At 39.2% G+C, this 20,441-nt stretch carries 13 protein-coding genes and 1 pseudogene; 8 read left to right on the top strand and 6 right to left on the bottom strand.

The window, feature by feature from the left end; genetic code table 11:
- The first annotated feature begins 57 nt into the window (after positions 1-57).
- On the top strand, positions 58-1,917 hold the full coding sequence (locus Q360_RS22685; protein ID WP_051554621.1) for a cation:proton antiporter: 1,860 nt from the start codon (positions 58-60) through the stop codon (positions 1,915-1,917).
- A 230-nt stretch (positions 1,918-2,147) separates the two neighbouring features.
- Positions 2,148-2,444, top strand: a complete 297-nt coding sequence (locus tag Q360_RS0107240; RefSeq protein ID WP_027076494.1) for a hypothetical protein — start codon at positions 2,148-2,150, stop codon at positions 2,442-2,444.
- A gap of 71 nt (positions 2,445-2,515) precedes the next feature.
- Here Q360_RS0107240 and lepA read toward each other — a convergent pair whose 3' ends face one another.
- On the bottom strand, positions 2,516-4,312 hold the full coding sequence (gene lepA / locus Q360_RS0107235; RefSeq protein ID WP_027076493.1) for a translation elongation factor 4: 1,797 nt from the start codon (positions 4,310-4,312) through the stop codon (positions 2,516-2,518).
- A gap of 215 nt (positions 4,313-4,527) precedes the next feature.
- On the opposite strand from lepA, the gene Q360_RS0107230 reads away from it, so the two are divergent.
- Both Q360_RS0107230 and Q360_RS0107225 read left to right on the top strand, forming a co-directional pair.
- Positions 4,528-6,936, top strand: a complete 2,409-nt coding sequence (locus tag Q360_RS0107230) for an outer membrane beta-barrel protein (RefSeq protein ID WP_051554620.1) — start codon at positions 4,528-4,530, stop codon at positions 6,934-6,936.
- An 85-nt stretch (positions 6,937-7,021) separates the two neighbouring features.
- The gene (locus Q360_RS0107225) at positions 7,022-9,427 is read left to right on the top strand and encodes an outer membrane beta-barrel family protein (protein ID WP_027076491.1); all 2,406 of its coding nucleotides are present in this window, start codon (positions 7,022-7,024) and stop codon (positions 9,425-9,427) included.
- A gap of 30 nt (positions 9,428-9,457) precedes the next feature.
- Here the strand turns inward: Q360_RS0107225 and Q360_RS22680 are convergent.
- Positions 9,458-10,558 (bottom strand): annotated as a pseudogene (locus Q360_RS22680) (TolB family protein).
- Positions 10,559-10,609: 51 nt separating this feature from the next.
- Here Q360_RS22680 and Q360_RS0107215 point away from each other — a divergent pair.
- The 3 genes from Q360_RS0107215 to dusB all read left to right on the top strand — a co-directional run bounded on the left by Q360_RS0107215 (position 10,610) and on the right by dusB (position 14,657).
- The gene (locus Q360_RS0107215) at positions 10,610-11,836 is read left to right on the top strand and encodes a M28 family peptidase (protein ID WP_027076490.1); all 1,227 of its coding nucleotides are present in this window, start codon (positions 10,610-10,612) and stop codon (positions 11,834-11,836) included.
- A 215-nt stretch (positions 11,837-12,051) separates the two neighbouring features.
- The gene (locus Q360_RS0107210; protein ID WP_051554619.1) at positions 12,052-13,461 is read left to right on the top strand and encodes a purple acid phosphatase family protein; all 1,410 of its coding nucleotides are present in this window, start codon (positions 12,052-12,054) and stop codon (positions 13,459-13,461) included.
- A gap of 179 nt (positions 13,462-13,640) precedes the next feature.
- A complete protein-coding gene (dusB, locus tag Q360_RS0107205) occupies positions 13,641-14,657 on the top strand; it encodes a tRNA dihydrouridine synthase DusB (RefSeq protein WP_027076488.1) in 1,017 nt (338 codons plus the stop codon).
- Between the two features lie 86 nt (positions 14,658-14,743).
- Here the strand turns inward: dusB and Q360_RS0107200 are convergent, their stop codons facing one another.
- Positions 14,744-15,772, bottom strand: coding sequence for a 3-keto-disaccharide hydrolase (locus Q360_RS0107200; RefSeq protein ID WP_027076487.1), 1,029 nt, complete (start codon positions 15,770-15,772; stop codon positions 14,744-14,746).
- Positions 15,773-16,096: 324 nt separating this feature from the next.
- On the opposite strand from Q360_RS0107200, the gene Q360_RS0107195 reads away from it, so the two are divergent.
- Positions 16,097-17,185: a sulfatase-like hydrolase/transferase gene (locus Q360_RS0107195; RefSeq protein ID WP_027076486.1), complete on the top strand. Its 1,089-nt coding sequence runs from the start codon at positions 16,097-16,099 to the stop codon at positions 17,183-17,185.
- 67 nt (positions 17,186-17,252) lie between these two features.
- Here the strand turns inward: Q360_RS0107195 and Q360_RS0107190 are convergent, their stop codons facing one another.
- The 3 genes from Q360_RS0107190 to Q360_RS0107180 form a co-directional block, all read right to left on the bottom strand.
- Positions 17,253-17,729 (bottom strand): GAF domain-containing protein, encoded by a 477-nt coding sequence (locus Q360_RS0107190; RefSeq protein WP_051554618.1) that lies wholly within the window; start codon positions 17,727-17,729, stop codon positions 17,253-17,255.
- Positions 17,730-17,791: 62 nt separating this feature from the next.
- The gene (locus Q360_RS0107185) at positions 17,792-18,517 is read right to left on the bottom strand and encodes an SGNH/GDSL hydrolase family protein (RefSeq protein ID WP_027076484.1); all 726 of its coding nucleotides are present in this window, start codon (positions 18,515-18,517) and stop codon (positions 17,792-17,794) included.
- A gap of 112 nt (positions 18,518-18,629) precedes the next feature.
- Positions 18,630-20,141 carry a sulfatase gene (locus tag Q360_RS0107180; protein ID WP_245603210.1) on the bottom strand — a complete coding sequence of 504 codons (1,512 nt, stop codon included), beginning with the start codon at positions 20,139-20,141 and terminating at the stop codon, positions 18,630-18,632.
- Between the last annotated feature and the right edge of the window lie 300 nt (positions 20,142-20,441).

Raw genomic sequence — 20,441 nt, 5'->3', positions numbered from 1 at the left:
TTAAACTAAACGCAAAATTCGGTTTTTAAATTATTATTTTTACCCAAAACTGAAACTATGGTAGAGTTGGCAGGAATCATTATTTTAGGCATTGTTGCCCAATGGGTGGCATGGCGTTTAAAGTTGCCTGCTATATTGCCTTTAATCTTAATTGGATTAATTGTAGGCCCAATAGCTACCCTTTATACAGAAGATGGGGGCAAATTGATAGAACCCATTTGGAATGGCGAAAAAGGATTGTTTCCAGGTGACGGATTGTACTATTTTGTATCCTTAGCGATAAGTGTCATTCTTTTTGAGGGAGGTCTTACCCTAAAACGTTCTGAGATAAAAAATGTTGGACCTGTCATTACCAAACTGATAACTTTAGGTTCTTTAGTTACCTTTTTAGCTGCAGGTTTGGCCGCTCATTTTATATTTGGGCTTAGTTGGCAGATTTCATTTTTATTTTCTGCCTTGATTATCGTAACAGGTCCTACTGTAATTACACCGATTCTTAGAAATATACCGCTGAAAAAAGATGTTTCTACCATCTTAAAATGGGAAGGAATTTTAATTGATCCTATTGGCGCATTGGCGGCTGTATTGGTTTTTGAATTCATAAGTGTTGGTGGTGGGGAAGGCTACACGATGACCGCGCTGATGGAATTTGGAAAAATATTGCTCTTTGGGTTCACCTTCGGATTCACGTTTGCACATGGTTTGGCTTTTGCCATTAAAAAGAACTTTATACCACACTATCTTTTAAATGTAGTTTCCTTATCCATAGTCTTATTGGTTTTTGTAGAGTCGGAAATATTTGCGCATGAGTCTGGACTATTAGCTGTTGTAGTTATGGGAATGGTTATGGGAAATATGGACTTGCCCAACCGAAAAGAGTTATTGTATTTTAAGGAATCGCTTAGTGTTTTGTTGATTTCGATATTATTTATCTTGTTGTCAGCCAATATTAATATTTCAGATCTTAAATTAATTCTAACTTGGAAAACAGTTGGATTATTTGCTGTAATTGTGTTTTTGATTCGTCCTTTGGGGGTATTTCTAAGCTCAGCGGGTTCTAATTTATTATTAAAGGAGAAACTCTTTATAAGTTGGGTAGGCCCTAGAGGTATTGTTGCTGCAGGGATTGCATCTCTTTTTGGTTCAAAATTAATTGCTAATGGAGTGCCCGGAGCCGAATATATTACGCCTTTGGTCTTCATGATTGTCCTAGGTACAGTATTGCTCAATGCTACTACAGCAAGATTATTTGCCAAAGTAGTCAAAGTCTTTTTGAATAAATCTGAGGGCATTCTTATTATTGGGGCTTCCAAAGTTTCACGGCTTATTGCCAGTTACTTACTAAAGAACAACAGGCACGCCGTGTTAATAGATAATAATGAGTCTAATATAAATAAAGCTGTAAAATTAGGATTAGAGGCTTTTTCAGCTAATATATATGCCGACACTCTTAGTGATTATATAGAATTGAGCGATGTAGGTTATTTAATGGCCTTAACTGGAAACTCGGATATTAACAAGTACACAATAGATAAGCTTCAGAAAGATTTTGGAGAAAATGGTTCATATAGATTGGTAGATACTGATGAAATGAACGACCCTGAAAACAACCCAAAAGAAGGGCTCTTTTCACATACCGATGATTTCATTAAACTGACGGAAGCTGCAAGAAAGAACCCTATTATCCATGAAATAGAACTTAATGATACGGAACATTACGAAGGTCTTATAGAAATCACAAAAGCTGACGCGGACATTGTACCCTTGTTTCTGAAAACCCCTGAGGGAGAGCTTAAAATCATCTCAGCATTCAGTAAAGATTTTACGGACATTACAGCGGGCTATAAATTAGCTTATTTAGGAAAAATGCTTTCGTCAGGAACTAAAAATGGAGCTGCGGTAACTTCTGAACAATAGCTTGTGATGGTTTAGTTGCTTAAATAAATACTATGCTCTAACTTTTTTTTTGGAATAATGTGAAAGTAGAACGCTATTAGTCGTTTTTCTTTTTGCACTGTATAATAGTGCTATTGTTTCCTCAGTCAGCACATTTTCCTAAGGCCTTTAGCTACTAACCCTTGAATTATACAACGTATTTTCTTGTATAGACAGCAAAAATTACTTCAAAAGCACGAACTACTATAAGTTTGTTTTTAGATTTAATAAGAAAAACTAATCACATCAGAAAATTAGTATTTAGTTTAATTATAGTTGCCTGTTTAGAGTTCGTAGGATGTTTCGATGATGATGATGACAACATATGTGCTTCATGTTCTGTAGATTTTTTAGGAACAGCTATTACCACCGCATCTTGTGATAATGGAGACGACATTGTAACGGTTTCTATTTTAGGAGAGACTCAAGTGTTAACAGCCGAGGAGCATGAAGGGGTGTCTGCAGCAGAATATGTTCAAGCCTTGGAAGATGGATGTGGCAGCTTATAAAACTAACTATTCTTAGACCTTATAAAAGCAGTTAAAATAAACTCTTTTGCTATCCATAGCAAAAGAGTTTATTAATCATTTAATTTCAACACCGCCATAAAAGCTTCCTGTGGCACCTCTACGTTACCCACTTGACGCATACGTTTTTTACCTTTCTTCTGCTTTTCCAATAGTTTACGTTTTCGCGAAATATCTCCACCATAACATTTGGCGGTAACATCTTTACGCAATGCTTTTGTAGTTTCTCTGGAAATAATTTTTGCGCCAATGGCTGCTTGTATCGGAATATCAAATTGTTGCCTAGGAATAAGTTCTTTTAGCTTTGCACAGATTTTCTTGCCAATGCTCACTGCATTGTCAGCGTGAAGCAAAGCAGATAGCGCATCTACTGGTTGCGTATTTAATAAAATATCAACACGAACGAGTTTAGAAGGTCGCATACCTATTGGCGTATAATCAAAAGAGGCATAGCCTTTGGAAACCGTTTTTAAACGATCGTAAAAGTCAAAAACAATTTCCGCCAAGGGCATATCGAAATTAAGCTCAACACGTTCCGTGGTTAAATACGTTTGATTTGTAATTTGTCCTCTTTTTTCAATACACAAAGACATCACATTGCCAACATAGTCTGCTTTTGTGATAATCGTAGCTTTGATATACGGTTCCTCAACACGATCTATACTCGAGGGATCAGGCAAATCTGTAGGGTTATTTACAACTAGAGGTGTCTCTGGGTTTTTTCGGGTAAAGGCATGGTAACTTACGTTGGGCACCGTTGTAATTACAGTCATATTAAATTCCCGTTCCAGGCGTTCCTGAATAATCTCCATATGAAGCATTCCTAAAAAACCACAACGAAACCCAAAACCTAGTGCGGCACTACTTTCCGGCGCAAACACCAAAGAGGCATCGTTAAGTTGTAATTTTTCCATAGAGTTACGCAATTCCTCAAACTCTTCGGTGTCCACTGGATAGATGCCGGCAAAAACCATGGGCTTTACGTCCTCAAAACCACGAATAGGGTTTTTTGTAGGATTTGCAGCATCTGTTATGGTGTCACCCACCTTAACTTCTCGCGCATCCTTTATACCTGTTATTAAATAACCAACATCACCTGCTTTTACACTTTGCTTAATCTCTTGTGTTAACTTTAAAGTACCCACCTCGTCCGCAAAATAATCCCTATTTGTAGCTACGAATTTTATTTTTTGTCCTTTTTTTATTTCCCCGTTGATGACCCTAAAATAGGTCTCTACCCCACGAAAAGAATTATAGACCGAATCAAAGACCAGGGCCTGTAAAGATTCATCCAAGTTTCCTTTGGGTGCTGGAATACGCTCAATGATGGCACTTAGTATTTCTTCTATACCAATACCTGTTTTTGCACTTGCAGGGATTATCTCTTCTGCTTTACAGCCCAAAAGATCTACAATATCGTCTGTTACTTCCTCTGGGTTGGCGCTGGGTAAATCTACCTTGTTAAGCACTGGAACTATCTCCAAATCATTCTCCAGCGCTAAATAGAGGTTTGAAATTGTTTGAGCTTGTATGCTTTGGGCAGCATCTACAACCAAAAGAGCACCTTCGCAGGCCGCAATGGAACGGGATACTTCGTAAGAGAAATCTACATGGCCAGGAGTATCGATGAGGTTAAGGATGTATTCTTCGCCCTTATAGGTATATTCCATTTGGATGGCGTGGCTTTTTATAGTAATACCACGTTCCCGTTCCAAATCCATACTATCCAACAACTGATTCTTACTCTCACGATCGGTAACCGAACCGGTAAATTCCAGTAAGCGGTCTGCCAAGGTGCTCTTACCATGGTCTATATGGGCAATGATGCAAAAATTTCTAATATTTTTCATAGTAAAACAGACTAATAAATTTGCGCTTAAAACGTAACAATAGCAATAGATTCAAAAGCAACCGCAAAGATACTCTAATTTACAGCGCAATTTGAAGCTTACTAACTGAAAATACGGCCCATTTTGATGAAGACCACCGTAAGAAGGGATTACATATTTTATACAGAAAAACCGTAATATTTCATTAGTTTTGGGAACCAACCCCAAGAACTAAAGTGAAATCATTGCCCCTACTCTTTTATATGGCCTTGTTTTGTGGTCAATTAGCCCAAGGTCAGTCCTATGGGCTTTCGGGTAAGGTTCGAGACCAAAAGAACGAAGGGATTCCCTTCGCCTCTGTCTTTTTGTTGCGTTCTTCAGATTCCGTTTTGGTAAAAGGCAGTTCCGCAGACGATTACGGAAGTTTTGAAATAACGAATATCCCCAAAGGGCTTTACCTATTGCAGGCAAGTTATATTGGTTGGACTTCCAATAACATGGTGCTGGACATTTCCAAGGATATTCTTATTGGAGCTGTTATCATAACACAAGAATCTGAAGAACTGGACGAGGTGGTGGTGACGGCTAATAGACCACAAGTAGAGCGTAAAGTAGATCGTTTGGTATTTACTGTCGAAAATACGGTGCTGTCACAAAGTTCATCTTGGGATATTTTGAAACAAACTCCCGGGGTTATTGCGATGCAGGACGAACTGCAAATTAGAAATCAAGCCGCTACGGTCTATATTAATGACCGTAAAGTGCAATTGTCTGCAGAGGAAGTACGAAATCTTTTAGAAAATTACCAAGGGGAAAATATAAAATCGGTAGAGGTCATTAGTAATCCTCCTGCGAGATATGATGCCGAGGGAGGAGCGGTGTTGAACATTATAACTAGTAAGAATATTTCTTTGGGTTACAAGGGTAATATTAACACGACGTACACCCAAGGTGTTTTTTCAAAATATAATCTTGGCACTTCACATTTTTATAAGACTAAAAAGCTGAACCTGAACCTTAGTTATGCCTTTGCTCCCAGAAAAGATTTTAAGGGCGTACAGGGTGAAACTAATTTTATAGATGGTACTGGTGCGTATTCTCGTTGGATAACAAATTTTGATAATACAAGTAGATTCCGAACGCATGTGGCTGGTTTGGTATTGGATTATGAGTTTGACGATAGAAATGAGCTAAACCTTACCTCAAACGCACAATTATCCCCTTATCGAAAATACGATAATCGGCAGAACACGGTTATGCTCAATCGTATTAATGTTATTGACTCTACGTTTACTACGGCAAGCCCTGAGGATGAGGTAAAGAACAACATATCCGGAGATATTACCTATAAGCATACATTCAAGGAAAATGGTTCGCTGCTTATAAATGGACATTACACAACATTTGACCTGTCCCGCTCTCAGCGTGTCAACTCTGATTACTTTAACCCGGAGGGGGCATTTATAAGGGATTTTAACTTTCTAACGGACGCCAATCAGGATATAGAAATTGCTACGGCACAGGTCGACTATTCTGGACTATTGGGCGCCACTAATGTAGAAGTGGGCGTAAAAGGCTCTTTTATAGATTCTAAAAGTACTTTGGATTATTTTTCAACAAATAACGGCTTGGTTTTGGACCCAGCTTTATCAGACAGTTTTTTGTATGACGAAAACGTGTATGCTGCCTACACAAGCTTTTCGCATGATTGGGAAAAGTGGAGCGTAAAAGGAGGGGTAAGGGCAGAGCATACCCAAAGTACCGGAACATCGTTGGCCTTGGCTAGCATCAACAATTTAGAGTATTTTGAATTGTTTCCTACTTTTTATCTGTTACATAACCGAAATGAGAATCATAGTTTTTCCTTTGATTATTCTAGAAAATTGGTGCGACCCCGCTATCAAGATTTAAATCCGTTCAGAACCTTTATCAATGAAAATAATTTTTTAGAAGGCAACCCTGAGCTGCTGCCTAATTTCAGCAACAACTTTAACCTAAACTACACCTTAAATCAAGAATTGTTTTTTGATGTGTATTACCGTAATAATGGGAATTTTATTTCCACACTTTACTTTCAGGACAATGAAAATCAGATTTTGAGGAACATCACCCAAAACGTATTGGAAAGCACCTCTTACGGTTTCGATTTTAACTACGGAAAATCTATCACCAACAATTGGTATATGTACAGTTACATCTCTATTTTTCATGAGGACGAAACCTTTTTAGCTACACAAAGCGGTAATGTGGCCATTAAAAATGAGTTCGATGGCTTTTATGCGGATATTACTAATTACTTGACGCTCTCTAAAGATGGCACCTTCAAGGGCGAGCTAGGGCTTACCTATCTTTCCGGTTTTTTACAAGGATCTTTTATTATGGCAGAAACCACCAACCTTACTTTTGGGGTTCGAAAATCCTTTTGGAATAGAAGAGCTTTGGTAAGTTTCACCGTAAATGACATGTTAGGAAAGGCTAATGGTAAAGCAACATCTAAATATCTGAATCAGGATAATAATATTCTTGCCATTCCGGAAACTCAATATATCCGTTTTGGAGCTACCTATAATTTTGGAAACTTTAGATTAAAGGATAATGACCGTGAAATAGATAAGAATGAGCGGGATCGTTTGAACTCGGAATAGTCCACCAAATTTACAATAACTACATGTATGTAGGATATTTCCCATTACATTGTTTATTTTTAGAATCTTTAGTCAAGTGTATTGAATGAAGTTAAATTTTAGAGTTTTTTTATTTTTAGTTGTATCGTTTTCGTTTGTTAGCGGACAAGAATTTGAATTAACAGGAACGGTTTTGAATGTAGACCAAAGTCCACTTGTTTTTGCCAATGTTCTCTTGCAAACAACGGATGGTACGCTTGTAAAAGGGGCAACCACAGATACAAATGGACTTTTTAAATTAAATAGTGTGGAAGCTGGTGAATTCCTTTTGTTCGCCAGTTACATAGAAAGCACATCCGACACCCTAACTATTTCTTTAACAACAGACTTAGATGTAGGGAACTTGATTATTTCAAACGAGCTACAGGCTCTAGACGAAGTGGTGGTTACCTCCCAAAAACCTAGATTGGTAGAAAAGGCTGATCGTTATGTTTTTAATATTGAAAACACAGCCTTGTCTGATAGTGATATTTGGGACGTATTAAAACGCACTCCAGGTATTGTCATTGTTAACGACCAGTTGACTGTAAATAACATAGGAAATATAGGTATTCTGATTAACGGGCGAAAGGTAAATATTCCTGAAAGCGATGTAATTAACTTATTGTCTGGCAGTTCTGCAAGCAATGTAGAAGCGATAGAGGTAATTACCAGTCCTCCAGCAAAATACAGTGCCGAGGGCGGCCTTCTGATAGATATAAAGATGAAGACCAATTTGGTGGCTGGCTACAATGGCTCTGTATATAATAGATACATACAAGGTGTTTTCGCTAAACATACCTTGGGAACTGATCACTTTTTTAAAGGGAAAAAAACGGATTTTTCTCTAGCCTATTCCTTTCAGAACAATAAGCATCTGACTCGATATATAGACATAACCAATTTCTTTGAGAACAACCTACCTAATGAAATTTGGACAGCAGATCAAAATAATATTGACAAGAGTAAAAAACATAATATAAGCGTATTTTTTGATTATAATGTAGATGAACGAAACACCATCAGTTTGTCTACAATCAACTCCTTGACCCCAGATGCGAATAGGTTTTCATCTTCTGAAACCGATATTACAGACACCCAAGGCATCTCTAATGCTGCTTTTGATACAACAAACGATTCGGATTTTCAATTGTACAATACGTCGCTATATTTGGATTGGGTTCATAAATTAAAGAAAGAAGGTTCACAGCTTTCATTTAATACACACTATACGTTTTATGATTATGATCTCGAACAGGACATTGATACTGATTTTTTTGATGTGAACGGAGCTGTTATTGGAGAGAACGACTTTATCACACAATCTGTTCAAAATACAGGGTTGTTTAGTATTCAAGCTGATTATACCGCCAATCTTAGCACATCTTCTAAACTAGAAACAGGTCTTAGATATGCGTCCATTGCATCTGATAACACTATTGAACAAGAAGGTTTTGACAGGAGCCAATCTGGTATTGACCCTACCGAAGCCGGGGAGTTTGTTTACGACGAAGCTATTTCAGCGGCTTACCTTAGCATGAACAACAGCTGGGACACATGGAAGGTTAACATGGGGCTTAGGGCAGAATATACCGAAACCGAAGGTAGGATGGACACAGACACCAGTAGTAATGACAATGACTATTTGGAACTTTTCCCATCACTTTCAGTATTGTACACCCATAAAAAGAAACATGTATTTAAGCTTAATTATTACCGTCGTATTACTAGGCCAAGGTATAGTTGGTTGAATCCGTTTCAGTTTTTTCAGAACAATAATACTGTATTAGAGGGCAACCCCAATCTCTTGCCCAGCTTTAGTAATTTTGTTTCATTTGGGTATACATTAAACAAAAGCTTTACCCTAAGGCCCTTTTATGAAATCCGTATTAACGATTTCTTACAACAGGTTTCTCAAGATAATTCAGGCAATTTATTGCGTTTTATTGCCACAAACTTAGAAGAGAACAAGAGCTATGGGATAGATGCTATATTTAATAAAGATTTCACGAACAGGTGGTCCTCTTATATGTTGTTTAATCACTACTACCAAGCAAATAGTTTTAGGGATTTTGATACCGGGCAATTATTGGAGAATACGGCCTGGATAACCTATTTTAGAACGACTCAAAGCGTCACTTTTTTGCAGGATAAATCTTTGTTTGCCGATGCTAGTTTTACTTACTTTTCACCCATCATCATAGGTAATTCCAAAAGGGCCTCCATTAACGAACTAGGATTTACATTGAGAAAAACCATTTGGAATAAGAGCGCCAGTATTTCATTGGCTATTGAGGATGTTTTTAATCAGAGCAATCAGTTTTTCACCCGTCAATATCTTACTCAAGACAATTCATCTTCTGTAAGAAGAGAGAATAGACTGCTGTTGATAGGGTTTAGGTATTCTTTTGGAAACACTAAGATAAGGAACAACAAAAAGAGAAAAAGGGTAGAGGAGCGTAATAGAATCTAAAACCACTAAGGTTTAGCTTACTACATTGTATTAATCATTTGTGTCCTCTTGCCATGCTGCAATAAACAGATTGGTATCTCTTGTGCTACCGTTATTCCGGTTGCTGGGAAAAGCCAAATATTTACCGTCATTTGAGAATACAGGAAAGGCATCAAAGGTTTCGCCATGGGTTACACGTTCCAAATTCTTTCCATCGATATTAATAAAATAGAGGTTGAAAGGAAAACCTTTTTCAGCCTCAAAATTACTGGAGAACAAAATTCTATTTCCTGAGGGATGAAAAAATAGACTCCAATTCGCATTGCCTAAAAATGTCAATTGCTTGAGATTAGAACCATCGGCATTACAGAGAAACAACTCCATATCCGTCGGTTCTACCAGGCCTTCAGCCAAGAGATCTTTTATATTCTTTTATTGCTTCGGGCGTTTATGAACGCGATGCTCTAAAAATCAATTTACTACCATCAGGAGAGAAGAAGGCACCGCCATCATAGCCAACTCGTCCATGATTTGTTTGACATCCATACGGTCCAAACTCATGGTGTAGCGCTCCAAATCTCCGCTTCTATCCGAAGTAAACACTATTTTATCACCTTTGGGAGACACCGTGGCTTCTGCATCATAACCTATTTCGTTGGTTAATTGTGCTGTAATATTTCCTTCAAGGTTGGTCACAAAAATATCAAAGGATTCATAGACCGGCCAAACGTAGTTTCCATTTTTACGCAAGTGAACATCTGGACATTCTTTGTCTACCAAATGTGTAGAGCCATACACATAGTGTTTATTCTCTGGGAGAAAATAGGCACATGTGGTACGCCCCATTCCTGTGCTGACCGTAGGCGGTTTTTTATCTTTAAAGGCCTCTTCTATATGCATCAAAAACATTTGATCACACTCCATGCCCCAAGCGTTGTTGTACGATTGAAATATCATCTGTTTATCATCCCAACTCCAATAGGCTTCGGCATTATCACCGCCAAACGTGATTTGACGAATACGCTTAAAATAGTTCTCTTCTGGATAGATAAGTGTATCGCTGTCAGCCATTAAAGATTTTACCTCTTTTGGAGTTTCTACCGTTGGTTTCGTTTCAGTTTTACAGCTTCCTACTAGAAATAGAACGAACATAACAAAAGGAATTCTTATTTGATATGTATTTTTGAATAAAAAATAAAGGCTATGGCTCGTATAATTATATTTTTACTTGTGATTTTTGTTATTTCGACTTCTTGTAAAAAGGAATTAGTTAAAAAAGTAGCGTTACAGGAAGATGTTTTCTTCTTAGCTAACGATAGTTTACAGGGCCGTGAAACGGGTACTCCAGAAGAGTTAATTGTTGCAAACTACCTGCAGCAACGAATGGAAAACATAGGGCTATTACCAAAAGGAAATGCAGGTACCTACTTCCAGACATTTACTTTTAAACCAAAGACCGAACCACATACCAAGGCTCAGTTTGTTTCAAGCGATGGAAGTATTACGGGGACGAACGTAATTGGATATATTGATAATCAGGCTAAAAAAACAGTTGTCATTGGTGCGCATTATGATCATCTGGGCTTGGGTGGCGAAGGTTCACTCTATACTGAAGGTGAAGCTGTGCATAACGGGGCAGATGATAATGCGAGCGGTGTGGGTATTATGCTTCAATTGGCTGAAAAATTGAAAGACTCTATTACCGGTAGTAACTATCTTTTTATTGGGTTTTCGGGCGAGGAAATGGGTCTTTTAGGAAGTAATTACTTCTGTAAAAACCCTACGATAGATTTTGATTTCGCCAATTACATGATTAATATGGATATGGTAGGCCGTTTGAGCGAAGACAAAACCCTCTCTATCACAGGGACAGGAACTGCGCCTATATGGAACCAAGTATTGAACAGCACAAACCCTGGGTTTAAATTGGTGTTGGGTGAATCTGGAATGGGACCAAGTGACCATACCTCTTTTTATTTACAGGATATTCCCGCTTTACATTTTTTCACTGGCCAGCATGAAGATTACCACAAACCTTCTGACGACGCAGAAAAATTAAATTATGAAGGTATGAGAATGATAGGTGATTATATTATGGAGGTTATTGCCGAACTTGATGATAAACCAAAGCTCTCTTTTAGAACAACCAAGAACGAGAGCGAAGAAGTGCCTCGCTTTAAAGTAATGCTTGGTGTAATGCCAGATTATCTTTTTGATGGTGAGGGAATGCGAATTGATGGTGTTTCAGAAGACAGACCTGCATATAATGCCGGACTTTTAAAGGGTGATATCGTTGTTCAATTGGGGGATAGCACGGTAGTGGATATGATGAGTTATATGCGCGCCTTATCCGCTTTTGAAGAAGGCAACACTGCAAAAGTTGTTGTGGATAGGGACGGAAAGAAAGTGGAAGCTGAGGTGACGTTTTGAGCAAGGGTAAAAGCAAGATAAATTTAAAAGGCTAAGAGAGAAATATTTTCCATTCACATTGTTACTACTGTTTTTGAATTTGGCGCGTGCCCTTGAAATCCAAGATTTTTTCTAGGCCACAAAATCAAGTTTAGGTTAATTTTATTGATGTTTGTTGCCAAAGTGTTTGGAGATGTCTAGCTTTATTTACATTTAAATCAAATCCCTACATCATTATGAAGATTACGTTTTTTTTTGTGCCGTTGGCCTTTCTGTTGGCCTGTAGTAGCTGTAGGGGTCAATCCCGTCTAGATCAAACTTCGGAAGATCACGGGCATACGCACTATCCTTCTCTTTCTGGAGTTGCGGCTCATAAACTCATATTTCCTTCCAAAGTTCCAGATAGAATCATTGTGAACCTTACGGAAGATTCAGCACACAGTTTTGCCGTCAATTGGCGCACGGACCAACAAATGTCCGTTGGCTATGTTGAGGTGGCCAAGGAAACCCACGGTCCTGATTTTTTATTGGAAGGAAATAGAAGGCGTATTAAGGCTACCACGCAAATTTTTGAGAACGAGAATACCAGAGATCAAGAACCTTTGGTTAAGGCCGCCTATCATGCCGCCTTGGTGAAAGGTCTACAGCCAGGCACGACTTACGTATATCGGGTTGGTGATGGTTCCGAAGAGGATGCTACTTGGAGCGAGTGGTTTCAACTGGAGACCCCTGGAACCGATGACAACGCTTCTTTTAGCTTCATCTATTTTGGGGATGCCCAAAACGATGTAAAATCAATGTGGTCACGGGTAGTGCGCAAATCGTATAAAATGATGCCGAGCGTAGATTTTATGTTGCACGCCGGTGATTTGATTAACCACAGTGAAGCGAATGCAGAGTGGGGCGAATGGTTTCATGCCGGAGGGTATATACATGCTACCGTTCCCAGCATCATGACCCCAGGGAATCATGAATACACCAAGGGTAAGCTTTCGGCCCTGTGGAGGCCACAGTTTAACTTGCCCCTGAATGGTCCCAGTGGGCCTACAAAGGAAACCTGTTATGCTATAGATTACAAGAACATGAAGTTGGTTTCTATCGATGCCATTAGCCTACAAAGGGATGAGGATTCCAGAATGGCCCAAGTGAAATGGTTAGATTCTGTTTTGGCTAACAATACTAAAAAATGGACCACCCTCACCATGCACTATCCCGTTTTTTCCACGGCCAAGGGCCGGAACAACAAGAAATTGCGTGAAAGTTTGCTGCCCTTAATTAACAAATATGGGGTAGATTTAGTACTACAGGGCCATGACCACACCTATGCAAGGGGTGCTGCCACCAATCAAAAGGATGGAATGAACCTCTTTGAAGATGCAGGAACTGTGTATGCGGTTTCCGTAAGTGGACCAAAGATGTACGAATCACAAGATCAGGAATGGATGAATCGCAGGGGTGAATTTACCCAGTTGTTCCAAATTATTACGGTGAAGAGCGACACGATTACATACCAAGCATACACTCCCTTGGGAAGCCTTTATGATGCCTTTGACCTTGTCAAGGACCAAAGCGGAAAAAAGAAATTAATCAATAGGGAGCCCGAAATCTCAGAACGTTTTAAGCGAGATTTTATGAAGGAGAAATAGGTAAGCTTAGAAGAATTTAAATTTTATATAAGCCGGGTTGAAAGACAATAAGCAGTTAGGGAACAGTTGAAGCTGATTTTTGACCTTGCGTTCGAATTTTCAACTAGGCAGGTGCACGGATCAGTCTTTCATAAATCATTTTTCCCTAAATTTACATTCTAAAAAAAGAGAACACCAATATGCCCAAAATAGGCGACATACAACTACCTGAATTCCCTTTACTGCTCGCGCCTATGGAAGACGTGAGCGACCCGCCCTTTCGTGCCCTATGCAAGGAGCAGGGAGCAGATGTTGTGTATACGGAATTTATTTCTTCTGAAGGGTTGATTCGCGATGCTGCAAAGAGTGTTATGAAGTTGGATATCTATGAAAAAGAACGCCCCGTAGGGATTCAGATTTTTGGGGCCAATTTGGAATCCATGTTACAATCTGTGGAGATTGTAGAAAAATCAGGTCCGGATATTATTGATATCAATTTTGGTTGCCCCGTAAAAAAAGTAGTATCCAAAGGTGCTGGTGCTGGTATTTTAAAGGATATTGATTTAATGGTTTCATTGACTAAGGCCATGGTAGAGCATACAAAACTGCCGATTACCGTTAAGACCCGCTTGGGTTGGGACGATGATTCTATCAGAATTGTTGAGGTAGCCGAACGTTTACAGGATGTTGGCTGTAAAGCGATTTCGATTCACGGCCGAACCCGAGCTCAAATGTATAAGGGGAATGCCGATTGGAGACCAATTGCAGAAGTAAAGAACAACCCTAGAATGCACATCCCTGTTTTTGGCAACGGTGATGTTGACACCCCTGAAGCCGCTATGAAAATGCGTGACGAATATGGCTTGGATGGCGCTATGATTGGACGCGCGAGTATTGGCTATCCTTGGTTCTTTAAGGAAGTGAAACATTTTTTTGAAACCAGAACGCATTTAGCACCGCCCACAATGGAGGAACGTGTAGATGCTGCCAGAAGACATTTACAAATGTCTATAGCTTGGAAAGGTGAAAAATTGGGTGTTTTCGAAACTCGGAGGCACTATACCAACTACTTTAAAGGTATTCCAGATTTTAAACCATATCGCATGAAAATGGTTACTAGCGATGAGTCTGCTGATGTTTTTGCAGCTTTTGATGAGGTATTGCAAAAGTTTGCAAACCATGAATTTGAGCTGCTTTCGGAAGACGTAAGTAACTGATTCTTAAAAAATGAGTTGAACAGGAACTAAAAACTCTACTCTTAGGCTTGTAGTTCGCGACTTCTATTGTTCTACGGTTGGGCTCGCTACAATATGGGAGTTAGCACAATATTTCGATAAGCCACATTACCATGATCACCCTGTAAACAAATGGGACCTGGAGCAAATACATCAGAGCTTATTGCCCCACCAGTAGGGCCTATTACGGGTTTGTTGTTTATAATTTTTTTCCCATTTAAGATAACGCTTACATGGCGGTCCACTAGGGTGATATCTAACGTTTGCCACTCGCCTCCCTGCTTTTCTGCGCCTTCACTTGGAGTAATACGGCTATAGAGCGCACCCATATTATGGCTATCAAGCGCCAGCCCGTAAGAATCCATCACTTGTATTTCGTATAACCCCTTAAGATATATCCCACTATTATTGCCTTTAGGAACGTTTACTTCCAGTTTAAGATTAAAATCATTAAACTCTTGTTCGGTACGCAGGTTCCCGTAATATAGATGTGCGCCTGTTTTGGGTTGTACGGGGTCATTCCGTAAGGTACCGTTCACAACCTCAAAACCATTTGGTTGATTGGGGTTAACAGGGCGCCAATCATTCATATCCTTGCCATTAAAGAGTTGTATAGATTTTCCGTAACTAAGTGTGTTCAGGTTTGGTTTAGGACCTACGGGAGGCATCCGTTTTCCTTTGAAATCACTTATTTGTTCTCCTGTTCCGTCCCAAGAAGGCCCGCTCATGGTGCCTGTAATCTCATTGTCTGTTTTTGTAATGCGGAAGGTCCATGTTCTAATGTGCTTACGTTCTGTCCCAAGGCTGTCTTTTTTAAGGATTTGTTCATCGGTACGGGTGACGACCAAGGTGTGGTCATCTACTACATAAATATCGGAAACAGGGATTACACTGCCGCCAATCCATAAAAGTTCCCCATCCAAAAAACCTTGTTCTTCATGAATATTTAACCAACCAACGCCACCTCCTTTTATATCGATACCCCACATACCAAGAAAACTATTTTCTGAGTCGTTTAAAGACTCGCAACGGATGTTTGCAAACAGGGAAGTACTGGTCATTAAAACAGCTATAATCGTAAAGGCTACTTTTTTCATGGGTTCAGTTTGTTTTGAAATTTGGTCCAAGGCACTCATTTTTAGAACGCACGTATAAATGTAAGGTTTTATTTGAAAATTAAGCGTCCGTCTCCTATATTGTCGGGTCATCCTTAATGTTCCCGTGATGGTGAAATAAACGAATAGCGGATAATTTATCGATAGCTAGGATTCAATTATAGCGTTACCTGATTTGAACTCAGGTTAAAATATAGTAATGAATTCTGTTTAAAGCTTACTTTGTAAATTCCTAACTATGTTTTGTTTTCCAAAATTTCACTACTTTCGATTAATGCCTTTATAAGGCTATTAAATACGTATACTATGAAGCCTATTTTTTTCATACTAGCAGTCCTGTTCAGCTTTAATGTACACCTGAACGCACAAACAGAGAACACCAAAGTGATTTTAATTACCCTTGACGGCCTACGTTGGCAGGAACTTTTCACAGGCGCCGATTCACTTTTAATCTCAAATACGGACTTTGTAAACGATACAACCGCATTAAAAGATAAATTTTGGAGGGATAGTTCATTGGAAAGACGACAAGTTCTTTTTCCTTTCTTATGGAGTCACGTGGCAGAAAAGGGTCAGTTACACGGTAATAGGAATCTGGATAGTAGAGTGGACTTGACCAACACCATGTGGTTTAGTTACCCTGGTTACAATGAAATCCTTACAGGAAAAGCAGATGACACCCGCATTACTAGCAATGATAAGTTTCCTAATCCAAATAAAACAATTCTCGAGATAGCAAACAAAGACCTGAGATATGCGGGTAAAGTAGCCGCTTTTGGTAGTTGGGACGTGTTTCCGTACATCGTAAACGAAACACGATCAGGTGTTCCCGTTAATGCAGGATTTAAATTAGCTGATGGCGATGACCTAACGGAGCGCGAGAAATTCTTGAATCAATTACAGCCTAAAGTTCCTAGCCCCTGGGGCACTGTGCGTTTGGATGCCTTTACTCATTACTATGCGGTGGAGCATATTAGAAAAACGCACCCGGAACTTATCTATGTTGCTTATGGGGAAACCGATGATTTTGCACATGATGGGGAGTATGACGCCTACTTAAATGCTGCCCAAAATACAGATTCGTTGATAAAAGAACTCTGGGAACTTACCCAAAGCGACCCATTTTATAAAGACAACACGTTATTTCTCATTACGACAGATCATGGTCGTGGTACCCAACCCTTAGATACTTGGAAAGGGCACGGTTCTTCGGTAAATGGTGCAGGTCAAGTTTGGCTCATTGCCTTCGGAAAAGGCGTTTCTGCAGAAGGTGAAGTTGCTAAAAACGAGCAACTGTACAGTAATCAAATCGCTCCAACTATTTCAACGATTTTGGGCTTGAATGATGAGACAACTAAAATGGAGGGAAAATTAGTACCGTTAAAAACAAATTAATAGCGTGTTAAAAGTAAAGTGTTCATCAGCCTAGTAGCTATAACTCTCGAAAAGAGAAATGAGCTATCTATTTTTCAAGTACACCACTAATCGCTTCTCCAATAGCCATAAGTTCTCGGGTTTCGGCGGCTGTAAAATCATAAGGTACTCGTTTTCCGATACCTATTACGCCATATAAAACTTTATCTAGTATCAACGGAGCGGCTACGGATCCTTCTACTTTAGTCTCTTTGGCAGCAGGGCGTGCCACACCAGAACTATCACGCTGTAGGTTGCACATTTCAACAGGTTTTTTTCGCTCTGCAGCAATACCGGCCATGCCTTTTCCTATGGGGATAGTAGCTAGTTTAGGCAGTAAAAAATCTGGTACACCTGCATGGGCTTGCACCTGTAATAACTGGGTTTTTTTATCTAAAAAATGGAGTGTTCCCGTAGTACAGTCAAAATTGGAAACCACAGTTTCAAGTAGGTTTTGCCAGTCTATCTCTGTATTTGTCAGTAAGGTATTGACTGTTTTTAGTATGGAAGAATTATTAGATTTCATGGGTTTTGTATTATGTTCTTAATTTAGGGTCTAGGTTTAAACCCTTTTAGAAAACTTTACTATTAATCAAAATAGACCATAATTGCATCAGCCACCAATTTATGTCCTTTTTTGTTTATATGGTTGCTCTGCGCCATAAATAGCTGTAGGTTTTCTGTTTTGGCTATTTTTTTAAAAATAGCATAACTATCTACTAGTCCTACGCCATGCTCCGCTGCTAGAGCTCTTATTTGTTGGCTATGGTGTTCCAAAAGCGCATTATTGGAAAGTATGGATTCTTTTAAATCTGGTGTAGGGGTAAGTAAAATTACTTTTGCTTCTTGATTTAGTGCTTCAAGTATCATTTTCTCCCAAGCTATTTTGGCTCGTTTAAGATTAATTCTTCTATCATTTAGTGCATAATCTAGAAACAGCACGTCTGGCCTGTGAATTAAGCTTTCTTCTTTGAAGCGTTTTGCGCCCTGTTCTGATTGTTCGCCCCCAATTGCCGTTACAATAGTATTGACCACTGCCGTTGGATATTTTTCTTTTACTTTTTTTAACACCAAATAAGGGTAAGCTGCCAAGGTATTTACTTCAGGTGTTTTAAAATATCCGGCGGGAACGGAATGTCCGTGAAATACTAGATTAACGGTGTTATTGTTCGGCCATGTTTTTTGGAGTTCTGTTTTAAGGAAATTTAGATAACCTAGGCTTTCCTCTTCTGATTGGGCTATGCATTCTGAGGAAAGGAACATGATTAAAAGAGTCCTTAAAATCACATAAAATTTTGTGTATGAATGTTTCATATTGATTTGACTTATTTAATCTTTGGCATCATTACCAACTTAGATATAGGTCTCTTTTCTTGCTTGATGTAGTAAGACGAAGGCCTCTCTAGACCTTTCCCATTCAACACCGTTAGTCTTTGGTTCCCTTACTACTCCACCAGGCCTCATTTGGTTGAAAGTCTGGGGACAGAAATTTCTGCCGCTGCGTTTCAAGCCGGGGTAACAAAACATCGATTTTTTGTTGATGAAGCTTTGTGGCCAATTTCGCATCAAATACTGGGTCGGAAGCCGGGTTGTTGGCATGCACATCATTTAAAAAAAAAATTAATTTAGTTGACAAAATTTTTCCATGTTCCATATGCTGTACCCATAAATCATGTTGTTCTCCCGGATCAGTAGCTAGATTATACATTTCATTTCGGCCATCTTCATAATAATAAATAAGTTTCCAGTCGCCTTCACGAATCATGGATGCCGGTTCCCCTCCTTGGTTTCCATAATGCGGATAGTGCCAAAACAAAGGTCTGGCTTCAATTTCAGTTCCTTCTAAAAGCGGTTTTAGGCTTACACCATCTACATGTTGTTTTGGTTTTAATGGAATACCTGCCAAATCTAATAAGGTAGGGTAGAAATCGGTTCCTGAGACAGGATAATCTACCTGTTTTGTGCTGGTCATCCATGGTACTTTAATGAAATAAGGTTCGTGAATGCCGCCTTCCCACTGGTAACCTTTACCGCCACGCAAAGGTAAATTAGTTGTTGAAAAAGCATCCCCAGAAGCTACGCCACCATTGTCGGATGTAAAGACGATAATGGTATTTTTCTCCAGTCCTAACTGTTTCAATTTATCCAATACAATACCCACGGCATCGTCCATTTGTTGCACTAGTCCGGCATAAATTGGATTGTCCTGCACCGTTCGGATGGGTAATACGCGTTCCATTTCATAACCGGAGTCTTTAATGCCCTGTTCTTCCGCTTTTTTACGGTATTTCGCCCAATGTTTCTCTGTGGTTTGTATGGGCCCATGTACGGCATAAAAGGATAGGTAGGCTAAAAAGGTAGAATCTTTATTTTTTTCAATGAAATTGGCGGTTTCGTTCCCCAAACGTATGGATAGATTTTCGCCTGCAGTTGTATTTTCCAGATTCGGATTTTCCCATGGGGAAAAGAAACCTCCGATAGGACTCCCCTTGTCCCAGCCACCTTTATTTATTTCAAAACCATGGTCTGTAGGCCAGCTTCCTTCAGCCCCTAAATGCCACTTGCCGGCAAAAAAGGTTTTGTAGCCGTTAGCTGCAAATGCTTCGGCTAGTGTAGTGTCGTTTTTGGGCAGGACATGATTATACGTTGCCGGTAACAATTTGTCGTTTCGGTTTAGGCTTCTCCAATCAGTACCAGATTTTGCACCAATCCAATCGGTAATCTGGTGTCTTGCCGTAAACTGCCCTAACATAATACTTGCCCTTGAAGGGCTACATACCCTGCTCGCAGCGTACCCTTGCGTAAAGACAGTGCCCTCATTGGCGATACGGTCTACGTTTGGTGTTTCATAATAAGTACTTCCTGTAACGCTTAAATCGTGGAGACCCAGATCATCGACTAATATAAAAACGATATTGGGTTTTTTTTTGGTTGACACTTTACTTGTAGGTTCACAAGATATAAAAACGAACACCCAGGAGCTTATAAATGAGAATGTTAGGTATTTACTAGATTTCATGAACGACAGAGATTATACCATTTGCTATTGAAAGGCTGATGTAACTTTTTTCAATAATAAGGAATTATGGGACTAAAACATAGTGGCACGTTAGTTCTGAACAACTTTTACGCGCTACTCATTAACTTCCTATGATTTGATAGTAGCGCCGTGTACATGTTAAACCTATCTTACTTTCTCTTGAAAAGAATACAATTGATTTATCATCAACACATAGTT

Source organism: Maribacter antarcticus DSM 21422, from assembly GCF_000621125.1.
Classification (GTDB): domain Bacteria; phylum Bacteroidota; class Bacteroidia; order Flavobacteriales; family Flavobacteriaceae; genus Maribacter; species Maribacter antarcticus.
Note: the sequence above shows the minus strand (reverse complement) of the source record. Positions and strands in the feature narration are given on the sequence as shown.